Source organism: Kingella denitrificans ATCC 33394 (genome assembly GCF_000190695.1).
Taxonomy (GTDB): Bacteria; Pseudomonadota; Gammaproteobacteria; order Burkholderiales; family Neisseriaceae; genus Kingella_A; species Kingella_A denitrificans.
Window position 1 is genome coordinate 1296253 of sequence record NZ_GL870929.1, and the last position, 19748, is coordinate 1316000.

Consider the following 19748-nt stretch of genomic DNA (forward strand, 5'->3'; position numbering starts at 1 on the left):
CTGAGCTACGGGTGCTTATTTGCGTCGCATTTGCTAGTGCAAATCAAGAAACCGTGATTATATGGACTTCGCATTTCCTTGTAAAGCCGAATTTGCGCTTTATTTTTATTCGGTTGTTTTATATCGGTATATTTATAGCATATTATTGCCGGAAAGCTCGCTGGACATCCGTGCGGCATAGTTGTCGGTCATGCCGCCGACAAAATCCAGCACTTTCATATACGCGGCATAAAGGCTGTCGCCCTTAGTAACCGATGTGCCGCCCAACAGCTCCAACGCAAGGCTGTGCTGGGGTTGCAGGCTGCCTTCTTGGGTGTTTTGGGCGTGCACGGCGGGAATCAGCACGTCCAAAATCGAGCCGATGCAGGGGAAGGCGGCCAATTCGTGAATCAGTTTGCTGCGGTGGCGGAAAATGCGTTCGCGCGCCAGTTTTTTGGCGGCCTGCAAGGTGTCGCGGATGTTGGCGGGGCACAGTTGCAGCAAATCGTGTTCGGGCAGCTGCCCGTGCAGCAAATCGTCGTGATGGGCGATGAAGGTGTCGGCCACGGCGGAAGCGGCGCGCCCGATGGACAAGCCGCGCATCATAGCGATGCGTTGGTGCAGGCTGCCTGCGGTTTGCAGCCGCTGCGGGTCGCACAGTGGGCCGAGCAAATCTTCAATATCCCGCGCGTGCAGCAATTCCAGGCTGACGGCGTCTTCCAAATCCATCAGCGCGTAGCAAATATCGTCGGCAGCCTCCATCAAATAGGACAGCGGATGGCGCGCCCATTGGTCGGCGTGAACGGCGTGCGCAATCAAGCCCAATTCGTTGGCGACGGCTTGGAAGATGGGCAGTTCGGTTTGGTAAATATTGAATTTCCGACGGCCTTTTTCGGGCTGGCTGCTGGTCCACGGATATTTGATGAGCGTGCCGATGGCGGCGGCCGTGAGCCGCATGCCGCCCTGCTGCTGATACATTTCCAAGCTGGCGATTTGCCGCAGGCTGTGCGCGTTGCCTTCATACGTTTGCACGTCGTTGCGTTCGGCTTCGGTCAGCCCGGCCAGATAGTGCTGATGTGCAGGCTGCTTGAACCAGTGGCGGATGGCCTCCTCGCCCGTGTGACCGAACGGCGGATTGCCCAAATCGTGTGCCAGACAGGCCGTCTGCACGATGGTGGCGATGTCGTGCGGGGCGATGTGCGGCGGGATATGCTGTTGCCGCTGCAACAAAATACCCACTTGGTTGCCTAAACTGCGCCCCACGCTGGCCACTTCGACACTGTGGGTCAGGCGGTTGTGCGTGTGGTCGTTTTGGGCGAGCGGGTGCACTTGGGTTTTCCGTCCCAAACGGCGGAAGGCGGGTGAAAATACCACACGGTCGTAATCTGTCTGATACGGGCTGCGGTATGGGTCGATGCTGCTTTCGTGCGGCACGATGCGGCCGTGTCCCTCTATGGGGAAGCGCGTGCTGGAAAGCAGTTGCCGCCAATTCATTTTGCTCATCATGTTTCCAATATCCATTCTGCAATACATGAAAAGTGCAGGCTGCTTTTGAAGGCCGAAAACGGCACCAAAAGCAGCCTGCACCCGCATCAACGCACGATACCGCGCTTCGATGTATTCAGAAAATCGCGTAAAACCAACAATTCAGGCTGGGTTTCCGCCAGCTTATCGATATTTGCCTTCGCTTCTTCCAGCGGCAAATCGCGTAAATAAATTTCTTTATAGGCGTGTTTCACATTGGTAATCTGTTCGGCGGAAAAACCGTTGCGGCGCATGCCTTCGCTGTTAAGGCCGGCCGGCTCGGCGCGATAGCCTGCGGCCATGAAATACGGCGGCACGTCTTTGTGTACGCCGGCGGCGAAGGCGGTCATGGCGTAATCGCCGATGCGACAGAACTGGAACACCAGCGTATAGCCGCCCAGCACGACATAATCGCCGATTTCCACATGCCCCGCCAAGCTGGAATTATTGGCGAAAATGGTGTGGCTGCCGATAACGCAATCGTGCGCGAGGTGGCAGTAGGCCATAATCCAGTTGTCGTCGCCGATGCGCGTTTCGCCGATACCGGTGACCGTGCCGGTGTTGAAGGTGGTGAATTCGCGGATGGTGTTGCCGTTGCCGATAATCAGCCGCGTGGGTTCGCCGCGGTATTTTTTGTCCTGCGGCTCTGCGCCCAAACTGGCAAATTGGAAAATGCGGTTGTTTTCGCCGATTTGGGTATGCCCTTCAATCACGGCGTGCGGGCCGATTTCGGTGTTCGCGCCAATTTGGACGTGTTCGCCGATAATGCTGTATGCACCCACGGAAACGCTGCTGTCCAGCTGTGCTTTAGGGTGGATGACGGCGGTGGGGTGGATTCGGGTCATTTTGTGTCTTTCGTTAAGGTGTGTGGGGTGCAGGCTGCCTGCACGGCGTGCCTCGGCAGATGGCAAATAGGCTTATTTACTGTTTGCGCTGTGCCAATGCGCACACTGCTTTGACCAGCGGATCGCCCGCATACATTTCGTGCAGCGTCCGCAGCTCATTGTGATCGTAATGTATATGGCGCAAGCCCGATTCGTACAGTTTCAACGCCCGATGCCGGCTGTCGAACGATACCCCTGCAAATGACTCGCTCATCCGGTATCTGCCGCAGGAAACATGATACGCCCAACGCACATAGCTTGCGCCTTTCACCAGCGGCCCGCCGAACGTGTTGTCCTCGCTCACCGGCTTGGCAAAGCGCGTTTCGCTGACAATATAATAGATTTTCCTTTCCGGATAGGCCGGGCGCAGGGTGGCGGGATAGATAAAATCAACGCCTTCTGAATCTGATGCTTTGCCCGGCTGAACGGCTTGCGCCGCGCCCAGTTTGTCGCCATCCAGCAGTGCGGCGGCAGCAGGGTTCTCGCGTTTGTCTGCCTCGCTGACTTGGGCGGCAACCAACGGGCTGCAAACAAGGATAATGACAGCCAACAATGATTTCATTTTACTTAATCCTTTTCTATTTGGCATGCTTGCTGGGCGGGTGCAGGCTGCTTTTTCATCCGCAGGCAGCCTGCACTTTCATCACACCGCCACTTTGCGTTTGGCGCACATAATTTCGGCTTCCACCGCCAGTTCGCCGGCCACAAACGCCTGCGCTTGGAATTTGCCGATGCCGCGTTTGCTTTGCAGCAGTTCGATTTTGAATTCGAGCTGGTCGCCGGGGATGACTTGGCGTTTGAAGCGGGCGTTGTCGATACCGGCGAAGAAATAGATTTCATCGGGGTTACGGCCGCCTTCGGTCAAAATGGCCAGTGCGCCGCAGGCCTGCGCCATCGCTTCGATAATCAGCACGCCCGGCATCACGGGGAATTCGGGGAAATGGCCGGTGAACTGCGGTTCGTTCATGCTGACGTTTTTAATCGCGGTGAGTGCTTTGCCGCTTTCAAAGGCGGTGATTCGGTCAATCAGCATGAAGGGGTAGCGGTGCGGAATGAGCTTTTGAATGTCTTTCGCTTCAATCGGGAGTGCGGGGGTGGTCATGGTGGGGTTCCTTGTTGGTTGGTTGGGTTTCTTCGCGTTTCAAACGGCGGTTGCGCAGCCGGATATAGGTCGCCCAAAAGGCGAACAGCGTGGGCAATACCGTCCAAAACACAAGATAAATCAATGCCCGTGCCAAGCTGGGCTGGGCAACGGAAAACATAAGTGTAACAAAAATATAGCCGATGAGTATGATGTGCCACATGGGTTTTTGGGGAAATGAAAAGCAGCCTGCACTTTATTCCGCGTCTGTTTCGGCCAGCTTCGCTTCCAGCGCCTTAATCCGCTTGTTCATTTCGTTCAAATGGTTGATGTGTACCGCGTTGCGCGTCCATTCGCGGAAGGTCTGCATGGGGAAGATGCTCGCATAATGCGTGCCGCTTTCCTTAATGCTGTGCGTTACCGACGTGCCACCGCCGATGGTGGTTTTGTCGGCAATCTCGATATGCCCCACCGTGCCCACGCCGCCGCCAATCACGCAATAACTGCCGACTTTCACGCTGCCCGAAATCCCCGTGCAGGAAGCAATCACCGTGTGTTCGCCGATTTGGCAGTTGTGTGCGATTTGAATCAGGTTGTCGATTTTCGTGCCGCGCCCCACTTGGGTGTCGCTCATTGCACCGCGGTCAATCGTGGTGTTCGCGCCGATTTCCACATCGTCGCCGAGCGTTACCGCGCCGGTTTGCGGGATTTTGAACCAGTCTTTGCCAGTGAACGCCAGCCCGAAGCCATCCGCGCCGATGACGCTGCCCGAATGGATTTCCACGCGTTCGCCCAAAGTGCAGCCGTGGTACACAGTAACGTTCGGATGCAGAAAGCAGCCTGCACCCAGCGTGCAGCCGTGTTCCACCACCGTGTTCGCCAAAATGCGGCAGCCTTCCCCCAGCACCGTATTTTCGCCGATATACACGTTCGCGCCGATTTCGCAGCTTGCCGGCACAACGGCGGTGGGCTCAATCACGGCGGTGGGGTGTACGCCCGCACGCGGTGCGACAATCGGATGGAACAGCCGCGCCACTTTGGCGAAATAAAGATAAGGGTCGTCCGCCACAATCAGGTTGCGGCCGGGGAAATGCTCTGCGGCTTTGGGCGACACGATGATGGCCGCCGCCGCGCTCTCTTCCGCTTCGGCCTTGTATTTGGGATTGGCCAGGAAGGTGATTTCCGTGGCGGCGGCGCGGACGGCAGGCGCGACAGCGGTGATTTCGGCGTCGCTGCCGATGAGTTTTCCGCCCAGTTTTTCAACGATTTGGGATAAGGTGTAGCGGGTCATCGTTTGTCCTTTCAATGAAGCGGGCGCAAAAGCAGCCTGCACTTTCGGCAAACCCGGTGCAGGCTGCCTGCATATTGCCAGACTTAATTTCGGTTGGCCGGGTCGTCTTGCGGGAGCACGGCTCGGGCGCGGACAACGTTCAGCGTGGCGCGCGCATTCGGTTGGCAGGCGAGTGTTTGCCCGTCCACGTTCAGCGCATAGCTTTCGCCTTTGCGGTTGAACGATGTGTCCGCGCGGGCATCGCCGCCGGTTTGCAGTATGGCGGAAATGTCGTGTTTCTGCGCCGCGTTCGGGCTCAAATGCAGGATGTGCACGGGCATTCCGCCTTGCGTGAACGTGCCGCCTTCATCGTCCGAACGTTCCACCGCGCCCTGCATTTGCGTGTAATACACCTGTTCGGCAGGCTGGCTGAATGCGATTTCGGGGCGGGCAAGGTTGGCGCCATAGCGGTACAGCACCGTTGCCGCACGCGCGCCCTTCGCCGCCTGATAGCGGATATCGACCCGTTTGCCGTTTTGCAGCGTGCAGGAGAATAGGGTTTCGTGATTCGATGCGGCTGCCGCATGAACGGCAGCAAAGGCAAGGATGGCGGCGAATGCAGATTTCTTCATTCAATCGTCCCTTTCATTCGTTTGAAAATATGTGCAGGCTGCTTTTGAAATACGCCAAAAGCAGCCTGCACCCCGTCATGGTTATTGAATCGCATCCAGCAATTTGATGACACGGTCGGTAATATCGTATTTACCGTTCACAAACACGGCTTCCTGCACGATGAAATCGTATTTCTCGGTTTCGGCAATGTTTTTGATGATGTCGTTGGCATTGCGTTGCAGCGAGGCAAATTCCTCATTGCGGCGCAGGCTGTATTCTTCCGCCAAACGTGTGGCCGCAATGCGGTATTCGCGGGCGGATTCCAGCAATTTGTTTTCGGCATTGCGTTGCGCCGCGCCGCGCAGTTTGCCCGACTGCACCTGCTGCTGCAACTGAATCCCGGCTTGCTGCATGGCGGCCAGCTTCTGCTGCTGTTGGCCGAACTCGGCCTGCAACGTGCGCTCAATGCGCTGTGCCGCCTGCGTTTCGGTATAGACGCGCTCCGGGTTCACATAACCCAGCTTTATATCCGCCGCCAAAGCAGAGCCGCTCAACAGGCAGCCTGCAACCGTCAATGCCAATGTACGTCTTGCAAAAGTGGATTTCATGATAAATGTCCTATGGAAAATGCCGCGCCTGCCGCCTTTCACAACAGGCCTGCGGAGTGGGGAAAATCAAAACACCGTGCCCAGCTGGAATTGGAAGCGCTGTACCAAATCGGTATCGCGTTTGCGCAGCGGATACGCATAACTCAATTTAATCGGACCCATCGGCGAAATCCAAGTGACCGCCGCACCGGCCGAATAACGCAATTCGTTAGAGAAGGTGGAACGGTGGTTGCCCGAATAATAGCCGTTGGTGCCGTTCGGGTTGGCGGAACTGTACGCGCCCGAATTATACGTTTTGCCGTCCCACACGCTGCCCGCGTCGGCAAACAGGCTCAAACGCACCGAACGGCTGTCTTTCACGCCGGGGAATGGGAACAGCAATTCCGCGTTCACGTTTGCGGCAAATTTACCGCCGTAGCTTTCCGTGCTACGCGAACCACTGGCATCGATATCGTACACTTTCGGGCCCAAAGAGCCGCTTTCAAAGCCGCGCACCGAACCCAAGCCGCCGCCGGTCTGATTATACATAAACGGCACTTCGCTGGTGCTGCCGTAATGGTTGCTGATGCCGATTTGGCCGTTCAGCATCAAGGTGAACGATTTGCTCAACGGGAAATACCAAGTCTGCTGGTGACCCAGTTGATAGTATTTGATGCCGCTGCCCGGAAGCGCAATTTCACCGGTGACGTTGGCTTGGTAGCCGCGTGTCGGCCAGTAGCTGTCGTCCGTCGTATTGCGGTACCAGCTCATCATACCTTTATACAGCCAGTTGCTCGCGCCGTGCGTGTCCACGAAATGCTGGTAGCGGTACGGCGGGTTGTTGCGCAGTTTCACCCGCATATTTTCCACGCCCAAACCGACATTGATACGGTCGTACTCGGTCACCGGAATGCCCATCATGGCCGTTGCCCCCAAGCGGCGCATGCCGTAGTTGCGCGGATTGTTGTCCAATTTGTAAGGCGAATAATTTGAACCGAACAGATTGTAGGTCATGCTCACGCCGTCGGTGGTGAAATACGGGTCGGTGAACGACAGGTTGCCGCTCTGGCGTACTTTACTACGCGACAGATTCAGGCTGGCCGATTTGCCCGTACCGAACAGATTGTCTTGCGACACGCCGGCCGCCAGCACCATGCCGTCGTCCTGCGACCAGCCGATACTGGCGTTCAGACTGCCGGTGGAGCGTTCTTTCACCACCACGTTCATATCCACCTGCTGCTCGTTTTCGGGCACGGTGACCATGTTGGTTTGCACGTCTTCAAAATAGCCCAGCTGGCGCAAGCGTTCCACGGAACGGTTAATTTTGGCCTGGTCGTATGTAGCGCCTTCCATTTGACGCAGTTCGCGGCGGATGACTTCGTCACGCGTTTTGTTGTTACCGCTGATGTCGATGTGGCGCACGGCAATGCGGTTGCCCAAAGCAGCCTGCACTTCGATATCGACAAAATGCTTGCCGTTTTCTTCGCGGCGTGTCGGCGAAGCCGTTACCTGTGCTTGCGCGTAACCGGCCGATTGCAGCTCCAGACGGACTTTGGCCAGCACTTCGTTCAGTTTGTCCAAATTGCTCAATTTGCCTGTTCGGATGGCCGACAGATGGCGCTGAACCGAAGCGGCCGGCACGTCCTTCAAATCGCCCGACAGGCCGACGTTGCCCCAATAATAACGCTCGCCCTCATAAACTTTGATGGTGATGTTTTCACGAGTTTTATCTTCGGAAAGCTGGCGGCGGAAACCTTCTTCGTCCAAGCGGAAATCGAAATAGCCGCGCTCATGGTAAAACGTTTCCAAACGCGCTTTATCTCGGGCGAATTTTTCCCATGAGAACACGTTGGATTTACTGAGCCATGAGAACAGTGTACCGTTGGTCAGGCCAATCACGCGGCGCAAACGTCTGTCGGTAAATTTTTCGTTGCCCTCGAAATCCAGCGTTTTGATTTTGGTGGTTTCGCCTTCTTTAATGTCGATGGTGATGGCGACGCGGTTACGCGCCAGCATTTGCACATCAGGCTTGATTTCCACGTTGTTTTTGCCCTGTTCGTGATACGCGCCCTGCAAAGAGGCCAGCGCGCGCGACAGCGATTCCTGATTGAAGAAATCGCCCTTCGCCAACCCGGAGCTTGCCAGCATTTGGGTGGCGTTGTCGGTAGCGGAACGGTCGAACGCGGCCAATTTTTGGTCATGACCCTGTTCGCGGCCGCCTTCAACCAAATCGGCGTCGTTACGAGTAGTGGCACCGGGCATTTGCGTCATCTGTTTCAGGATGACGTCGTTGGGCAGCACTTTCGCGCCGCGAATCACCAAATCGCTGATGATGGGGCGTTCCTGCACGGTAATAATCAACTGCGTGCCGTTTTGTTCCAACAGCACGTTTTCGTAAAAGCCGCTGGCATAAAGCGCGCGGATAATGCTTTCACCCGTTGCATCGGTATAAACATCGCCTGCTTTCACGGGAAGCAGGCTGCGCACGGTGGCTTCGGAAGTGTGTTGTTCGCCTTCGACGCGGAAATCGCTGATTGTAAAATCGGCTGCCCAAATCGGGGCGGCAAGACCCATGGCCATAAGTGCGATGGTAAGTTGCTTGAATTTCATCATCTCTTATCCAAAAAATAAACGGGTAATATCATTGAAAAATGCCAAAATCATCATGGTCAGCATGGCGGCCAACCCCAGCCGCAGCCCCATGTCTTGAATACGTTTGCTCAACGGGCGGCCGCGCAGCAGTTCTATCGTATAAAAAACCAAATGCCCGCCATCCAAAACGGGAATGGGCAGGAGGTTCATCACGCCCAGGCTGATGCTGACCAATGCCAAAAATTCCACATAAGGCTGCCAGCCGATTTGGGCGGTGGCGCCGGCCACTTCGGCAATGGTGAGCGGACCGGATATGTGGGACAGCGAGGCGTTACCGGTAATGAGTTTGCCAAAAAACGAGAACGTCATGCCAGAATAATCCGTCATTTTCTGCCAACCGTGCTGCAAGGCCTGCAGGCTGCTTGGTTGGTAGTGCACGCGGACTTGCTTGGCCCATTCTGGGTCGCTGCCCTGCCGCACGCCCGCCATGCCGATAATCTGGCTTTTGTCGGGCAACTCTATCGGCGTGGGCATGAGCTTCACCTGCATGGTGTCGTTGTCGCGCACGAAGCGCACGTCCAAATTCGCGCCGGCGTTTTCGCGGACGATTTTACTCCAACTCTCCCAAGTCGGCGTGGGCACGTTGTTGATGGCGATAATGCGGTCGCCCTTTTTCAGCCCTGCCCTGTCGGCGGCACTGCCGGGTTCCACCGCGCCAATCGCATCGGTGGTTTTAAAGGGCGACAGGCCGATGCTTTCGCGGCGTTTGGCAACGGCTTCGGCCTGTGGGCTGCCTACCGCGTCGATAATCCGTTGTGCAGGCTGCTTTTGTGCGGTTTGCACATCCACCGTTACCTTGCCGGCTTCCAATTCCAAAATGATTTGGGTTTGCGCATCGGAAAAATGGCGGATGGGTTTGCCGTTCACGCGCAGGATTTGGTCGCCCGGCTGGAAACCGGCCTGCGCGGCAATACTTTTGGGATACACCGTGCCCACCATTGGGCGCAGCTCATGGATACCGCCGATGCCGAAGCTGATCCAATACAGCAGCACGGCCAGCAGCAGATTGGTGAGCGGCCCTGCGGCCACGGTGGCGATGCGTTTGAGCGGATGTTGGCGGTCGAACGCATAAGGCAGGTCTTCTTCGGCCACATTGCCCTCGCGCGTATCGACCATTTTAACATAGCCGCCCAGCGGAATCGGCGCCAGGCACCAATCGATATTGCGCCAGCGTTTGGTATAAAACGGCGTGCCGAAGCCAACCGAAAAGCGCAACACCTTGATGCCGCACAGGCGCGCCACCAGCAAATGCCCCAGTTCGTGCAGGCTGACCAGCAATAAAATGGCCGCCAAAAACGCCGCTAATGTGTACAACAAAGACAAAGAAAACTCCTGAAATACAGCTTGGTTGCAGGCTGCTTCCAATGTGCAGGCTGCTTTTATCCTTGAGGGATGACCGATAGAAACACAGCTAGAATAACAGCTTTATGCCATTTTGTGTATGTTTTGCAGCCACAGTTTACCACAGCATCGGCAAACGCGCCCGCGCGCAAAAAAAGCAGCCTGCAATTTACATTTGCGTATGTATGTTTATAGGATTATAATCCTCCCCAATTCATCCGACACACGAAGCGCACAGCCGAACAGTGCGCTTTATTCATATATCACACAGGTAAACACAATGACAGAATCCACACGCACACCGCGCCGCAACAAGACACCGCTGCTGGTGCTGACCTTGATTTTCGCCGCCATCGGCATTTATTGGGGCGTGAAGCACTTCGGCACATGGCAATATCAGGAAAGCTCCGAAAACGCTTATGTGAACGGGCATCTGGTGCAGATTTCCGCACAGATTCCCGGCCGCGTCAGCCAGATTCTGGTGGACGACAACGACACCGTTCAGGCCGGGCAGGTGCTGGCGGTGCTGGACGACAACAACGCCGTGCTGGCATTGGAAAAAGCGCGCAGCCAGCTGATTCAGGCGGTGCGCCAAAACGCGCGGCTGCATTCGTCCGTGAACGCGGCGCAGGCACAATCGGCGGCGCAACTGGCCGACGTGAAGCGCGCCCAAGTCGCCGTGCAGAAAGCCGAAGCCGACTGGAAACGCCGCGAAGCCCTGCGCGGTGTCGATGCCGTATCGGCGGAAGAAGCGGCGCACGCCAAAAACGCTTTGGACAACGCCCGCGCCACATTGCAGGCTGCACAGGCCGCAGCACGTTCCGCCAAAGCGCAGGAACAGGCGCAACGCGACGCGGTGGGCAACGCCGTGCCTTTGGAACAGCAGCCCGACGTATTGGCGGCGGCCAGCCAGTTTAAAGAAGCATGGCTGGCGGTGCGGCGCACGCAAATTGTCGCGCCCGTGTCGGGACAAGTCGCCAAACGCAGCGTGCAGCTGGGTCAGCAAATCGGCGCGGGCGCACCGTTGATGGCGATTGTGCCGATGACGGAATTGTGGGTGGACGTGAATTTCAAAGAAACGCAGCTGGCGAATATCAAAGTCGGCCAAAGCGTGGATTTGGTATCGGATTTTTACGGCGATGACGTGAAATTCAAAGGCGTTGTGCAAGGCTTGTCGGCCGGCACGGGCAGCGCGTTTTCCCTGCTGCCGGCGCAAAACGCCACGGGCAACTGGATTAAGGTGGTGCAGCGCGTTCCGGTGCGCGTGCTGCTGGACAAACAGGAATTGGCGGCACATCCGCTGCGTATCGGCCTGTCGATGCACGCGGTGGTGGACACGCGCCAAGCCGGTCAGCTGGTCAATGCGGCCACACCGAAACGCAACAGCGCGCCGGTTTCGATTCCGGTGGAAGATTTGTCGCAGGCCGATAAATTGGTCGCCGAGATTATTGCTGCCAACCGTTAATGGAATGTGCAGGCTGCTTTTGGCGGGTTTCAAAAGCAGCCTGCACGGGTTATCCCCCCGTTCTGAAAGATATTTATGTCATCACAACCCAAATATTTAAGCGGCCTGCCTTTGGTGTTGCTGACAATGGCGCTGTCGCTGGCCGTATTCATGGAAGTGTTGGACACCACCATTGCCAACGTTGCCCTGCCGCACATTGCGGGCGACTTGGGCGCAGCCACATCGCAAGGCACATGGGTGATTACTTCGTTTGCCGTGGCCAATGCCATTTCCGTGCCGCTCACCGGCTGGGTGGCGCGCCGCTTCGGCGAAGTGCGGCTGTTTTTGACCGCCGTGCTGATGTTCGTCATCACTTCGTGGCTGTGCGGCATTGCCCACAACCTCACCGCGCTGATTCTTTTCCGCACGCTGCAAGGCCTGTTCACCGGCCCGCTCATTCCGTTGTCGCAAAGCCTGCTTCTGGCCGCCTATCCGCCGCACCGCCGCCACCTTGCCCTCGCCTTTTGGGGCATGACGGTGATTACCGCACCGATTCTGGGGCCGATTATCGGCGGCTATATCAGCGACCGCGTCCAATGGGGCTGGATTTTCTTCATCAACGTGCCCATCGGCATCCTCGCCTTCCTGCTGGCGCGGCATTTCTTGAACGGCCGCGAAACCCAAACCGAGCGCCATCCCATCGACACGGTGGGGTTGGTGCTGATGGTGCTGGGCGTCGGCAGCCTGCAATTCGTGCTCGACCACGGCCGCGAAGTCGATTGGTTTTCGTCCAACCTGATTGTCGCCATGTCGGTGGTGGCGGTGGTGGCACTGTCATATTTCATCGTGTGGGAACTGGGTACGCAAAACCCGATTGTCGATTTGCATTTGTTTAAAGAGCGCAATTTCACCGTCGGCACGCTGTGCCTGAGTTTGGCGTTTTTCCTGTATATGGGCACGGTCATGCTGCTGCCCATGCTGCTGCAAACCCAGTTGGGCTACACGGCGACTTGGTCGGGGTTGGCCGTCGCCCCTGTCGGCATCATGCCGGTGCTGCTCGCCCCCATCATCGGCAAACTGGGCAGCCGGCTGGATATGCGCTGGGTGGTCACATTCAGCTTTGTGATGTATGCCGTCTGCTTCTGGTGGCGTTCGGAACTGACCGCGCAAATCGATTTCTGGGGCATTGTGCTGCCGCAGTTTTTCCTGGGCTTTGCCATGGGCACGTTCTTTCTGCCGCTTTCCGCCATCACATTGGCCGGCATGGAAGGCAGCCGCATTGCCAGCGCCAGCAGCCTGTCGAACTTCACGCGCGTGCTAGCGGGCGCGGTCGGCTCGTCCGTCGCCATCACCCTGTGGGAAAAGCGCGAAGCCTTCCACCACGCGCGCCTTGCCGAAAACTTTACCCCATTCAGCCAGCAAACAGCCATGCTGCAATCCTTGCAGGAAACGGGCATCAGCAGCGCGCAAAGCTACGGCATTGCCGCCACCCAAATCACCCAGCAAGGCTTCATTATCTCGGCGGCGGAACTGTTTTACGTCTCTTCGGGCCTGTTCCTGTTCCTGATTATTCTGGTGTGGCAGGCCAAACCGCCGTTCGGCGCGCCGTCGGGCGGACATTGATTTTTTTCGGCAGACACGCAAAAAGCAGCCTGCACCTTGTTTTTCAGGGTGCAGGCTGCTTTTTGTTCTTGGAACGGATAAGGGTGCGGATGCGTATTCAAACATGGCAGACACTGCGCTTTGCCGCCGAACAAAGCAGCCTGCACATCGCCCCAATCAGCCCTTCCGCTTCACGCCGTCTTCAATCCGCTGTGCCATGCGCTCACTCGCGCCCTTGTGCTGCGCCACAAACTGCACGGCACGCTGCGCCAAAGCCACCGCTTCTTCGGGATTCTGCCACCAGCGGTACACCGTTTGCACCAGCTCGTCGGCAGACGCAATCTGCCGCGCCGCACCAAAGGCCAGCGATCCCGTGCAGGCTGCCTGAAAATTGTACACAGAAGTGCCGAACAGCACCGGCTTGCCGCACGACATCGGCTCGATAATGTTCTGGCAGCCCGTATCGACCAAACTGCCGCCCACAAACACCGCGTCCGCCAGCGCATAATACGCGAACATCTCGCCCATGCTGTCGCCCACCCACACCTGCGTGCCGGGGGCAACCGCTTCACCGCTGCTGCGCTTCTGCACCGTCAAACCCAGCGATTGCGCGCATTCCGCCGCCACACCGAAACGCTCGGGATGCCGCGGCACCAACACCAGCAAATCATCGGCGCAACCGTGCTGCCGCCATGCCCGCACGATTTCATGCGCCTCGTCCGTGCCGTCTTTTTCGCGCGTGCTGGCTGCCACAAACACGCGCCGCCGCCCCAACTGCCGCCGCCATTGCGCCGCCAGCTCGATTTTGTCTTCCGGCGGCGCAATGTCGTATTTGCTGTTGCCGCACACCGAAACATTCGCCGCGCCCAGTTGCCGCAGCCGTTCCGCGTCTTCATCGGTTTGCGCCAGGCAGCCTGCAAGGGTTTGCAGCGCGGGGCGGATAAGCGCGTCAATCCGCCGGTAGCCGCGCGCCGATTTTTCCGACAGCCGCGCATTGGCGACAAACATCGGAATCTTTTGCCGATGAGCTTCGTTCAGCAGGTTCGCCCACAATTCGGTTTCCATCACCACGCCGAACAAGGGGCGGTGCTCGCGCAGGAATTGCGCCACCCAATCGCGGCGGTCATACGGTAAATAGCGGCATTGCGCGTCGGGATAGAGCGCTTGCGCCGTTGCCCTGCCCGTGGGCGTCATTTGCGTGATGAGCAGCGGTGCATCGGGGAAACGGCGGCGCAATGCGGCAATCAGCGGCTGCGCGGCGCGTGTTTCCCCCACCGACACGGCGTGCAGCCAAACCGCGTCGGTAACGGGCGAAGGATGCGGCTGCCCGAACCGTTCCGCCCAATGCTCCGCATAAGCAGGGTTCTTTTGGGCGCGGCGGCGCAGATAATAACGGATGACCGGCGGCGCAATCTGCCACAAAATTTGATAAAACCAAGAAAGCATTGTCCAGAACCCTCGCAAAAAAGCAGCCTGCACTCTGAAAACCAAAGTGCAGGCTGCTTTTATACAGCAATCAATGATTATTTAACAGTCAATTTACCGTTCATCATTGCATAGTGGCCTGGGAATGAGCAGAAGTATTCGTATGCTTCGCCAGCTGCCAATTTAGACACGTCGAAAGTCAGAGTGTCTTCTTGACCGCCACCAATCAGTTTGGTGTGTGCAACTACGCGCTCATCGTTAGGTTTCACGAAGTTGTTTTCGATTTTTGCCGCAGCACCGTCAGCCAAAACGCCGTCTTTGTCGGCAGTTTTCGCGATAACTACGTTGTGACCCATTGCAGCGGCAGGCATTTTACCGTTGTGTTTCAATGTGATGCTGAACTGTTTGCAGCTTGAAGGCACAGTGATTTCTTTAGGATCGTATTTCATTGCATCGTCGCTGTCGATAGTGGCTTTGCAATCGCCGCTGGCAGCAGGTGCAGCGTCGGCAGTTTTCTCGGCAGGAGCAGCTTCAGATGCAGGTGCAGCCGGAGCAGCTTCGGAAGCGGCAGGTGCAGCTTCAGATGCAGGCGCAGCTTCGGAAGCAGGTGCAGCCTCAGAAGCAGGAGCGGCTTCAGATGCAGCAGCCGGAGTAGAAGAAGCAGCAGGAGCAGCAGGTTTTGAATCGCAAGCAGACAAAGACAAAGCGGCAGCCGCGATTAAAGACAGATACATTTTCATAATTCAATTTCCTCGGATGGAGAGTTAAAACAAAAAAAGATTTACAAAACACATCAGATATCTGGTCGGCCAAAATAGGTCATGCGTTTCATAAACGCAGTTATGCTGCGCGCATAATACTTGGCACATTGTTTCGTGTCAATAGACAGTAAAATCTTGTAAACACTTATTCGGGTTCGGACAAATGCTGCGCGAGCCGCTGCAATGCCTGCGACAGCTTGGGCGATGCCGCCACTTTCTGCGCCGTCTGTTCCAGCATTTGCGCCACTTGCGGGTCGGACGGGCGGCTGACGGGCGCTTTCGGCGCAATGTTGCGCGGTTGCAGATACACTTGGATTTGGCGGATATGCGGATTGATTTCCTGAATTTTCGGCAGCAGTGCAGGCAGCATCATTTTCAGGCGCGACGCCATGGCGGGCATATCGGCGTGCAACACCAGCGTTTGCTGCTCGATGCACGACACATGGAAATGCGCGTGCAAATTGGCCGGCAGCCACGATTTGAGCCGCCGGTCCAATTCGTTGAAATACTGGGACAAGCGCACCAAATTGTGCAGTTCGCTGTTAAATGCGCGGTCTTTGCTTTGGCGGCAGTTCGGAATCAGTTCCATCGGTTCTCTGCGGGGATTGGGTTGGCGGATTATATACCCAATTGGATTTTGCCGCGGCGGATTGCTGCTATAATGCGGCGTTTTCAAAGTGCAGGCTGCTTTTGAGAGTCAAACGGCCTGTTTCCGTTCAATCAGATACTAAGGAACAGTTTATGTGCGGTATCGTCGGCGCCATTCGCAGCGCCAATCACAATGTAGTCGATTTTCTCACCGAAGGCTTGAAACGGTTGGAATATCGGGGTTATGACTCATCGGGCATTGCCGTATTGTCCGAAGGCAAGGTAAAACGCGTGCGCCGTATCGGGCGCGTGGCCAATATGGAGGCCGCCGCCAAGGAAAAAGGCGTGTTCGGGCAACTGGGCATCGGGCACACGCGCTGGGCCACCCACGGCGGCGTGACCGAGCCGAACGCGCACCCGCATATTTCCGGCGGCAAAATCGCCGTGGTGCACAACGGCATTATCGAAAACTTTGAAGCCGAACGCGCCCGTTTGATTGGGCTGGGCTACGAATTCGAATCGCAAACCGACACGGAAGTCATTTCCCACAGCGTGCGCCACGAATACGACCGCAACGGCGGCGATTTGTTTGCCGCAGTGCAGGCAGCCTGCACCCGTTTCCACGGCGCATACGCCATTGCCGTGATGGCGCAGGACGATGCGGAACATATGGTGGTGGCGCGCATGGGCTGCCCGCTTTTGGTGGCATTGGGCGAAGGCGAAACATTTATCGCGTCCGACGTTTCCGCCGTGATTGCCTTCACGCGCAAAATCAGTTATTTGGAAGACGGCGACATCGCCCTGCTGGACGCGAACGGCTTTGTGAAGCTGACGGACAAATCCGGCAAACCGGCCACCCGCGCGGTGAAAAATTCCGAATTGTCGCTGGCATCATTGGAACTGGGCGCGTATAACCACTTCATGCAAAAGGAAATCCACGAACAGCCGCGCGCCGTGGCCGACACTGCCGAAGTGTTTTTATACGGCGGCTTCATTGCCGAAAATTTTGGCGCGAACGCCAAAGCCGTATTTGATGATATCGACAGCATCAAAATTCTGGCGTGCGGCACATCGTATTACGCCGCGCTCACCGGCAAATATTGGCTGGAAGGCATTGCCCGCATTCCGTGCGACGTGGAAATCGCCAGCGAATACCGCTACCGCGACGTGATTGCCAACCCGAAACAGCTCATCATCACCATTTCGCAATCCGGCGAAACGCTGGACACGATGGAAGCCCTGAAACACGCGCAATCGCTGGGACACAAGCACAGCCTGTCCATTTGCAACGTGATGGAATCCGCCCTGCCCCGCGCCAGCGAATTGGTGCTTTACACGCGTGCGGGCGCGGAAATCGGCGTGGCTTCGACCAAAGCGTTCACCACGCAGCTGGTGGTGCTGTTCGGCTTGGCGGTAACGCTGGGGCGTTTGCGCGGCCAAGTATCGGATGAGCGCACGGCGATGTACGCGCAGGAATTGCGCGAACTTTCGGGCAGCATTCAGCACGCACTGAATCTGGAACCGCAAATCGCCGCGTGGGCGCAGAAATTTGCCAAAAAATCCAGCGCGCTCTTTTTGGGACGCGGCATCCATTACCCGATTGCATTGGAAGGCGCGTTGAAATTGAAGGAAATCACCTATATCCATGCGGAAGCCTATCCGGCCGGCGAACTGAAACACGGGCCGCTCGCGCTGGTGGACGAAAATATGCCGATTGTGGTGATTGCGCCGAAAGACGGCCTGCTGGACAAAGTGAAGGCGAATATGCAGGAAGTGTCCGCACGCGGCGGCGAGCTGTTCGTGTTTACCGATTTGGACAGCGAATACGAAGGAGGCTCGGACAAAATCCACGTCATCCGCACGCCGCGCCACGTCGGCACGCTTTCGCCGATTGTGCATACGATTCCGGTGCAGCTTTTGTCGTACCACGCGGCTTTGGCTCGCGGTACGGACGTGGACAAACCGCGCAATCTGGCCAAATCGGTTACGGTGGAATAACAGCTTGACGATAGTTTGCCGATAAAAAAGCAGCCTGCACTTGGTTTTTCAATGTGCAGGCTGCTTTTTCAGATTCAGCGCATGAGTGGGGTGCAGGCTGCTTTTTATGCGTTATGCTATGCGGCTGATGCGGCGAACTATGGCACGGCGGCAACCTGCTCCCTCTCCCGTGGGAGAGGGCTGGGGTGAGGGCTTTTCGGGTTGCTTGCCAACTTGCGGGCGGGCAGCAGCCCAAAGAGTGGGTATGGCGGCGATACGCCATGCTCTGCCTTTGAATTTGCTGCCGCCGTTCGGATTTACTTTCTCTCATGATGTAATGGGGAATAGCTGGCGGAAACACATCAAAAAGCAGCCTGCACCCTGTTTTTTGCGTACAATTCGCCGTACCCGAACCATTCAGGAAATTGGATATGAAACTTTTCATCGCCCTATCCGCCACTCTGCTGCTTGCCGTGCATTCGTATGCCGCGCCTGTCGAAACCGTCGATTTTCAGCCCGACAATATCCCCGCTCAAGCGGTATTGAAACGCCATTCTCAAGGCTATTCGCTGACCGTTGCCCAAAAACAGTCGCGCAGAACCCTGCTGCACATCCGCGACTTTCTCCCCGCAAATGTTACCGTGGCCAAGCTGAACGCGCTATACGGCTCGTTCTCCGTCCACAGCCACACGGAAAACAACAATTTTGCCGACATCACCCTGCGTGTTGAAAACGGACGGCCGCGCATCGCTTCGATGACCTGCTATCCGCCTTTATTGGATGATAAGCCTATGCCGGAATATGACAGCGACAACCCGATGCTGCCCTACAGCCACGATAGCCAAATGCTGGAATACGATGAGGACAAGCAAGCGCTGCAAATCACAAAAACGCATTTTACCAACCGTCAGAGCACAAGCATTACAGAGGAATATCCGCTGCCCGAACCGCCTGCCGCCGCTTTGGACGGCAAACACAGCCTGCCGGAGATATGCCAGCTGTTTCTGAATATCGTGCCGGATTTGTAATCAATCTATTTAACGACTGAACGGTTGAAGAAGGAAAAGCAGCCTGCACTTTCGGAAAACCAAGTGCAGGCTGCTTTTGCCATATCTCCATTTCAGGCTTTCTGAAACTTTGGCAAAAATCCAGATTCTTCAGTGCAGGATAGCGCGGCGGTTCAACCTTTTGCGGCGGTAATACGAGTTTGTCGGATTTAATCCGCCATATCGCCATTTTTGCCATTACCGTGCGGATAATCCGTAAAAAAACAGCCTGAAAAACCGAAAACATCAGGTTTGCCGGTCTGACGGACAACTGCTATCGTATCCGCTGTTTTATTTTGGTATAAATTTTCACCGGTATAGCGGCAATAATCATGACGGCGACGATCAAGAAAAAATATAGCACAATCGTTATTACAAACGTCAGTAACAGCCACAGTGCCATTTCAAAAATCGCGGCAAGTCCCGTAGGTATCTTCCCGTATGCAACGGCTTTTTCCTGCATGTTGGGCGGCGGGAAATGCAGATGGAGCGGTTCACCTTGCAGGTTCTTTCCATGCAATTCAAGCACGAAGTATTGGTCGTGAAATTTCTCCAACCGCGCCCAGTCAATTTTGAGTGCGGCATACTTCCCCAACATCCGGCAAGTCGGAATGCCGAGCCTGTCGCGGACATCGTCTGTCATGCTGTCGGGCAGCAGCAGGTTATTGTCGTCCCTTTTGGTATGGACATATGCGATAGGGTAGATCGGATGCGGGATACCTGTGCATTTCACAAGAAAAATGATGGAAAAATTTTCCAACCTGACCGTTTCGCTGTGCGCCAATGCCGGGTTCTGGTAAAACTCGTGTTCACGGCGTTTGTTCCGCAAATGTTCCACATAGCCAAACGTTAAGTATGAGGCAATGACACAGGCTACTAGGATAATGGCAAAGATGGATAAAACAATAATGATTTGTTTAAACGCAGATGCTTCTTTTGTTTCATGGTTATTTGACATATTAAGGCTGCCTGCAA

18 protein-coding genes and 1 tRNA gene (1 of these 19 running past the window's edge) are annotated in these 19748 nt (G+C 56.2%); 4 read left to right on the forward strand and 15 right to left on the reverse strand.

Features of this window, described 5'->3' with window-relative positions; translation table 11 throughout:
* The 11 genes from HMPREF9098_RS12085 to rseP form a co-directional block, all read right to left on the reverse strand.
* A tRNA-Arg gene (locus HMPREF9098_RS12085) sits at window positions 1–15 on the reverse strand; it reaches 112 nt to the left of the window's first position.
* Window positions 16–132: 117 nt separating this feature from the next.
* Window positions 133–1485, reverse strand: a complete 1353-nt coding sequence (locus HMPREF9098_RS06525) for a deoxyguanosinetriphosphate triphosphohydrolase (RefSeq protein ID WP_172460026.1) — start codon at window positions 1483–1485, stop codon at window positions 133–135.
* Window positions 1486–1571: 86 nt separating this feature from the next.
* Complete coding sequence (gene lpxA / locus HMPREF9098_RS06530) at window positions 1572–2348, reverse strand: acyl-ACP--UDP-N-acetylglucosamine O-acyltransferase (RefSeq protein WP_040564327.1); 777 nt, start codon at window positions 2346–2348, stop codon at window positions 1572–1574.
* A 76-nt stretch (window positions 2349–2424) separates the two neighbouring features.
* The gene (locus HMPREF9098_RS06535) at window positions 2425–2949 is read right to left on the reverse strand and encodes a hypothetical protein (RefSeq protein ID WP_003783112.1); all 525 of its coding nucleotides are present in this window, start codon (window positions 2947–2949) and stop codon (window positions 2425–2427) included.
* 81 nt (window positions 2950–3030) lie between these two features.
* The gene (gene fabZ, locus HMPREF9098_RS06540) at window positions 3031–3489 is read right to left on the reverse strand and encodes a 3-hydroxyacyl-ACP dehydratase FabZ (protein WP_003783114.1); all 459 of its coding nucleotides are present in this window, start codon (window positions 3487–3489) and stop codon (window positions 3031–3033) included.
* Window positions 3464–3691 (reverse strand): hypothetical protein, encoded by a 228-nt coding sequence (locus HMPREF9098_RS06545; protein ID WP_003783116.1) that lies wholly within the window; start codon window positions 3689–3691, stop codon window positions 3464–3466. The genes fabZ and HMPREF9098_RS06545 overlap by 26 nt, the downstream gene beginning before the upstream one ends.
* Before the next feature lie 33 nt (window positions 3692–3724).
* Window positions 3725–4759, reverse strand: coding sequence for a UDP-3-O-(3-hydroxymyristoyl)glucosamine N-acyltransferase (gene lpxD / locus HMPREF9098_RS06550; protein ID WP_040564328.1), 1035 nt, complete (start codon window positions 4757–4759; stop codon window positions 3725–3727).
* Window positions 4760–4842: 83 nt separating this feature from the next.
* Window positions 4843–5370, reverse strand: a complete 528-nt coding sequence (locus HMPREF9098_RS06555; RefSeq protein WP_003783120.1) for a hypothetical protein — start codon at window positions 5368–5370, stop codon at window positions 4843–4845.
* A gap of 81 nt (window positions 5371–5451) precedes the next feature.
* Window positions 5452–5958, reverse strand: coding sequence for an OmpH/Skp family outer membrane protein (locus tag HMPREF9098_RS06560; RefSeq protein ID WP_040564329.1), 507 nt, complete (start codon window positions 5956–5958; stop codon window positions 5452–5454).
* A gap of 66 nt (window positions 5959–6024) precedes the next feature.
* Window positions 6025–8550, reverse strand: a complete 2526-nt coding sequence (bamA, locus tag HMPREF9098_RS06565; RefSeq protein ID WP_003783125.1) for an outer membrane protein assembly factor BamA — start codon at window positions 8548–8550, stop codon at window positions 6025–6027.
* Between the two features lie 3 nt (window positions 8551–8553).
* Entirely contained in the window at window positions 8554–9903 is a 1350-nt protein-coding gene (gene rseP / locus HMPREF9098_RS06570; protein WP_040564814.1) for an RIP metalloprotease RseP, read from the reverse strand.
* A 307-nt stretch (window positions 9904–10210) separates the two neighbouring features.
* On the opposite strand from rseP, the gene HMPREF9098_RS06575 reads away from it, so the two are divergent.
* Together HMPREF9098_RS06575 and HMPREF9098_RS06580 are read left to right on the forward strand one after the other, a co-directional pair.
* Window positions 10211–11395 carry an HlyD family secretion protein gene (locus HMPREF9098_RS06575; RefSeq protein WP_040564330.1) on the forward strand — a complete coding sequence of 395 codons (1185 nt, stop codon included), beginning with the start codon at window positions 10211–10213 and terminating at the stop codon, window positions 11393–11395.
* A gap of 75 nt (window positions 11396–11470) precedes the next feature.
* Entirely contained in the window at window positions 11471–12997 is a 1527-nt protein-coding gene (locus HMPREF9098_RS06580) for a DHA2 family efflux MFS transporter permease subunit (protein WP_003783131.1), read from the forward strand.
* A gap of 156 nt (window positions 12998–13153) precedes the next feature.
* On the opposite strand, the gene waaA is transcribed toward HMPREF9098_RS06580, so the two are convergent.
* The 3 genes from waaA to HMPREF9098_RS06595 form a co-directional block, all read right to left on the reverse strand.
* Window positions 13154–14422: a lipid IV(A) 3-deoxy-D-manno-octulosonic acid transferase gene (gene waaA, locus HMPREF9098_RS06585; RefSeq protein ID WP_003783132.1), complete on the reverse strand. Its 1269-nt coding sequence runs from the start codon at window positions 14420–14422 to the stop codon at window positions 13154–13156.
* 77 nt (window positions 14423–14499) lie between these two features.
* Entirely contained in the window at window positions 14500–15141 is a 642-nt protein-coding gene (azu, locus tag HMPREF9098_RS06590; protein WP_040564331.1) for an azurin, read from the reverse strand.
* Window positions 15142–15307: 166 nt separating this feature from the next.
* Window positions 15308–15751 carry a DciA family protein gene (locus HMPREF9098_RS06595; RefSeq protein ID WP_003783139.1) on the reverse strand — a complete coding sequence of 148 codons (444 nt, stop codon included), beginning with the start codon at window positions 15749–15751 and terminating at the stop codon, window positions 15308–15310.
* Between the two features lie 152 nt (window positions 15752–15903).
* Here HMPREF9098_RS06595 and glmS point away from each other — a divergent pair, with 152 nt between their 5' ends.
* Together glmS and HMPREF9098_RS06605 are read left to right on the forward strand one after the other, a co-directional pair.
* Window positions 15904–17748: a glutamine--fructose-6-phosphate transaminase (isomerizing) gene (gene glmS / locus HMPREF9098_RS06600; protein WP_003783141.1), complete on the forward strand. Its 1845-nt coding sequence runs from the start codon at window positions 15904–15906 to the stop codon at window positions 17746–17748.
* Window positions 17749–18158: 410 nt separating this feature from the next.
* Complete coding sequence (locus HMPREF9098_RS06605) at window positions 18159–18755, forward strand: hypothetical protein (protein ID WP_003783145.1); 597 nt, start codon at window positions 18159–18161, stop codon at window positions 18753–18755.
* Between the two features lie 292 nt (window positions 18756–19047).
* Here the strand turns inward: HMPREF9098_RS06605 and HMPREF9098_RS06610 are convergent, their stop codons facing one another.
* A complete protein-coding gene (locus HMPREF9098_RS06610; RefSeq protein WP_003783148.1) occupies window positions 19048–19731 on the reverse strand; it encodes a hypothetical protein in 684 nt (227 codons plus the stop codon).
* Window positions 19732–19748 lie beyond the last annotated feature (17 nt).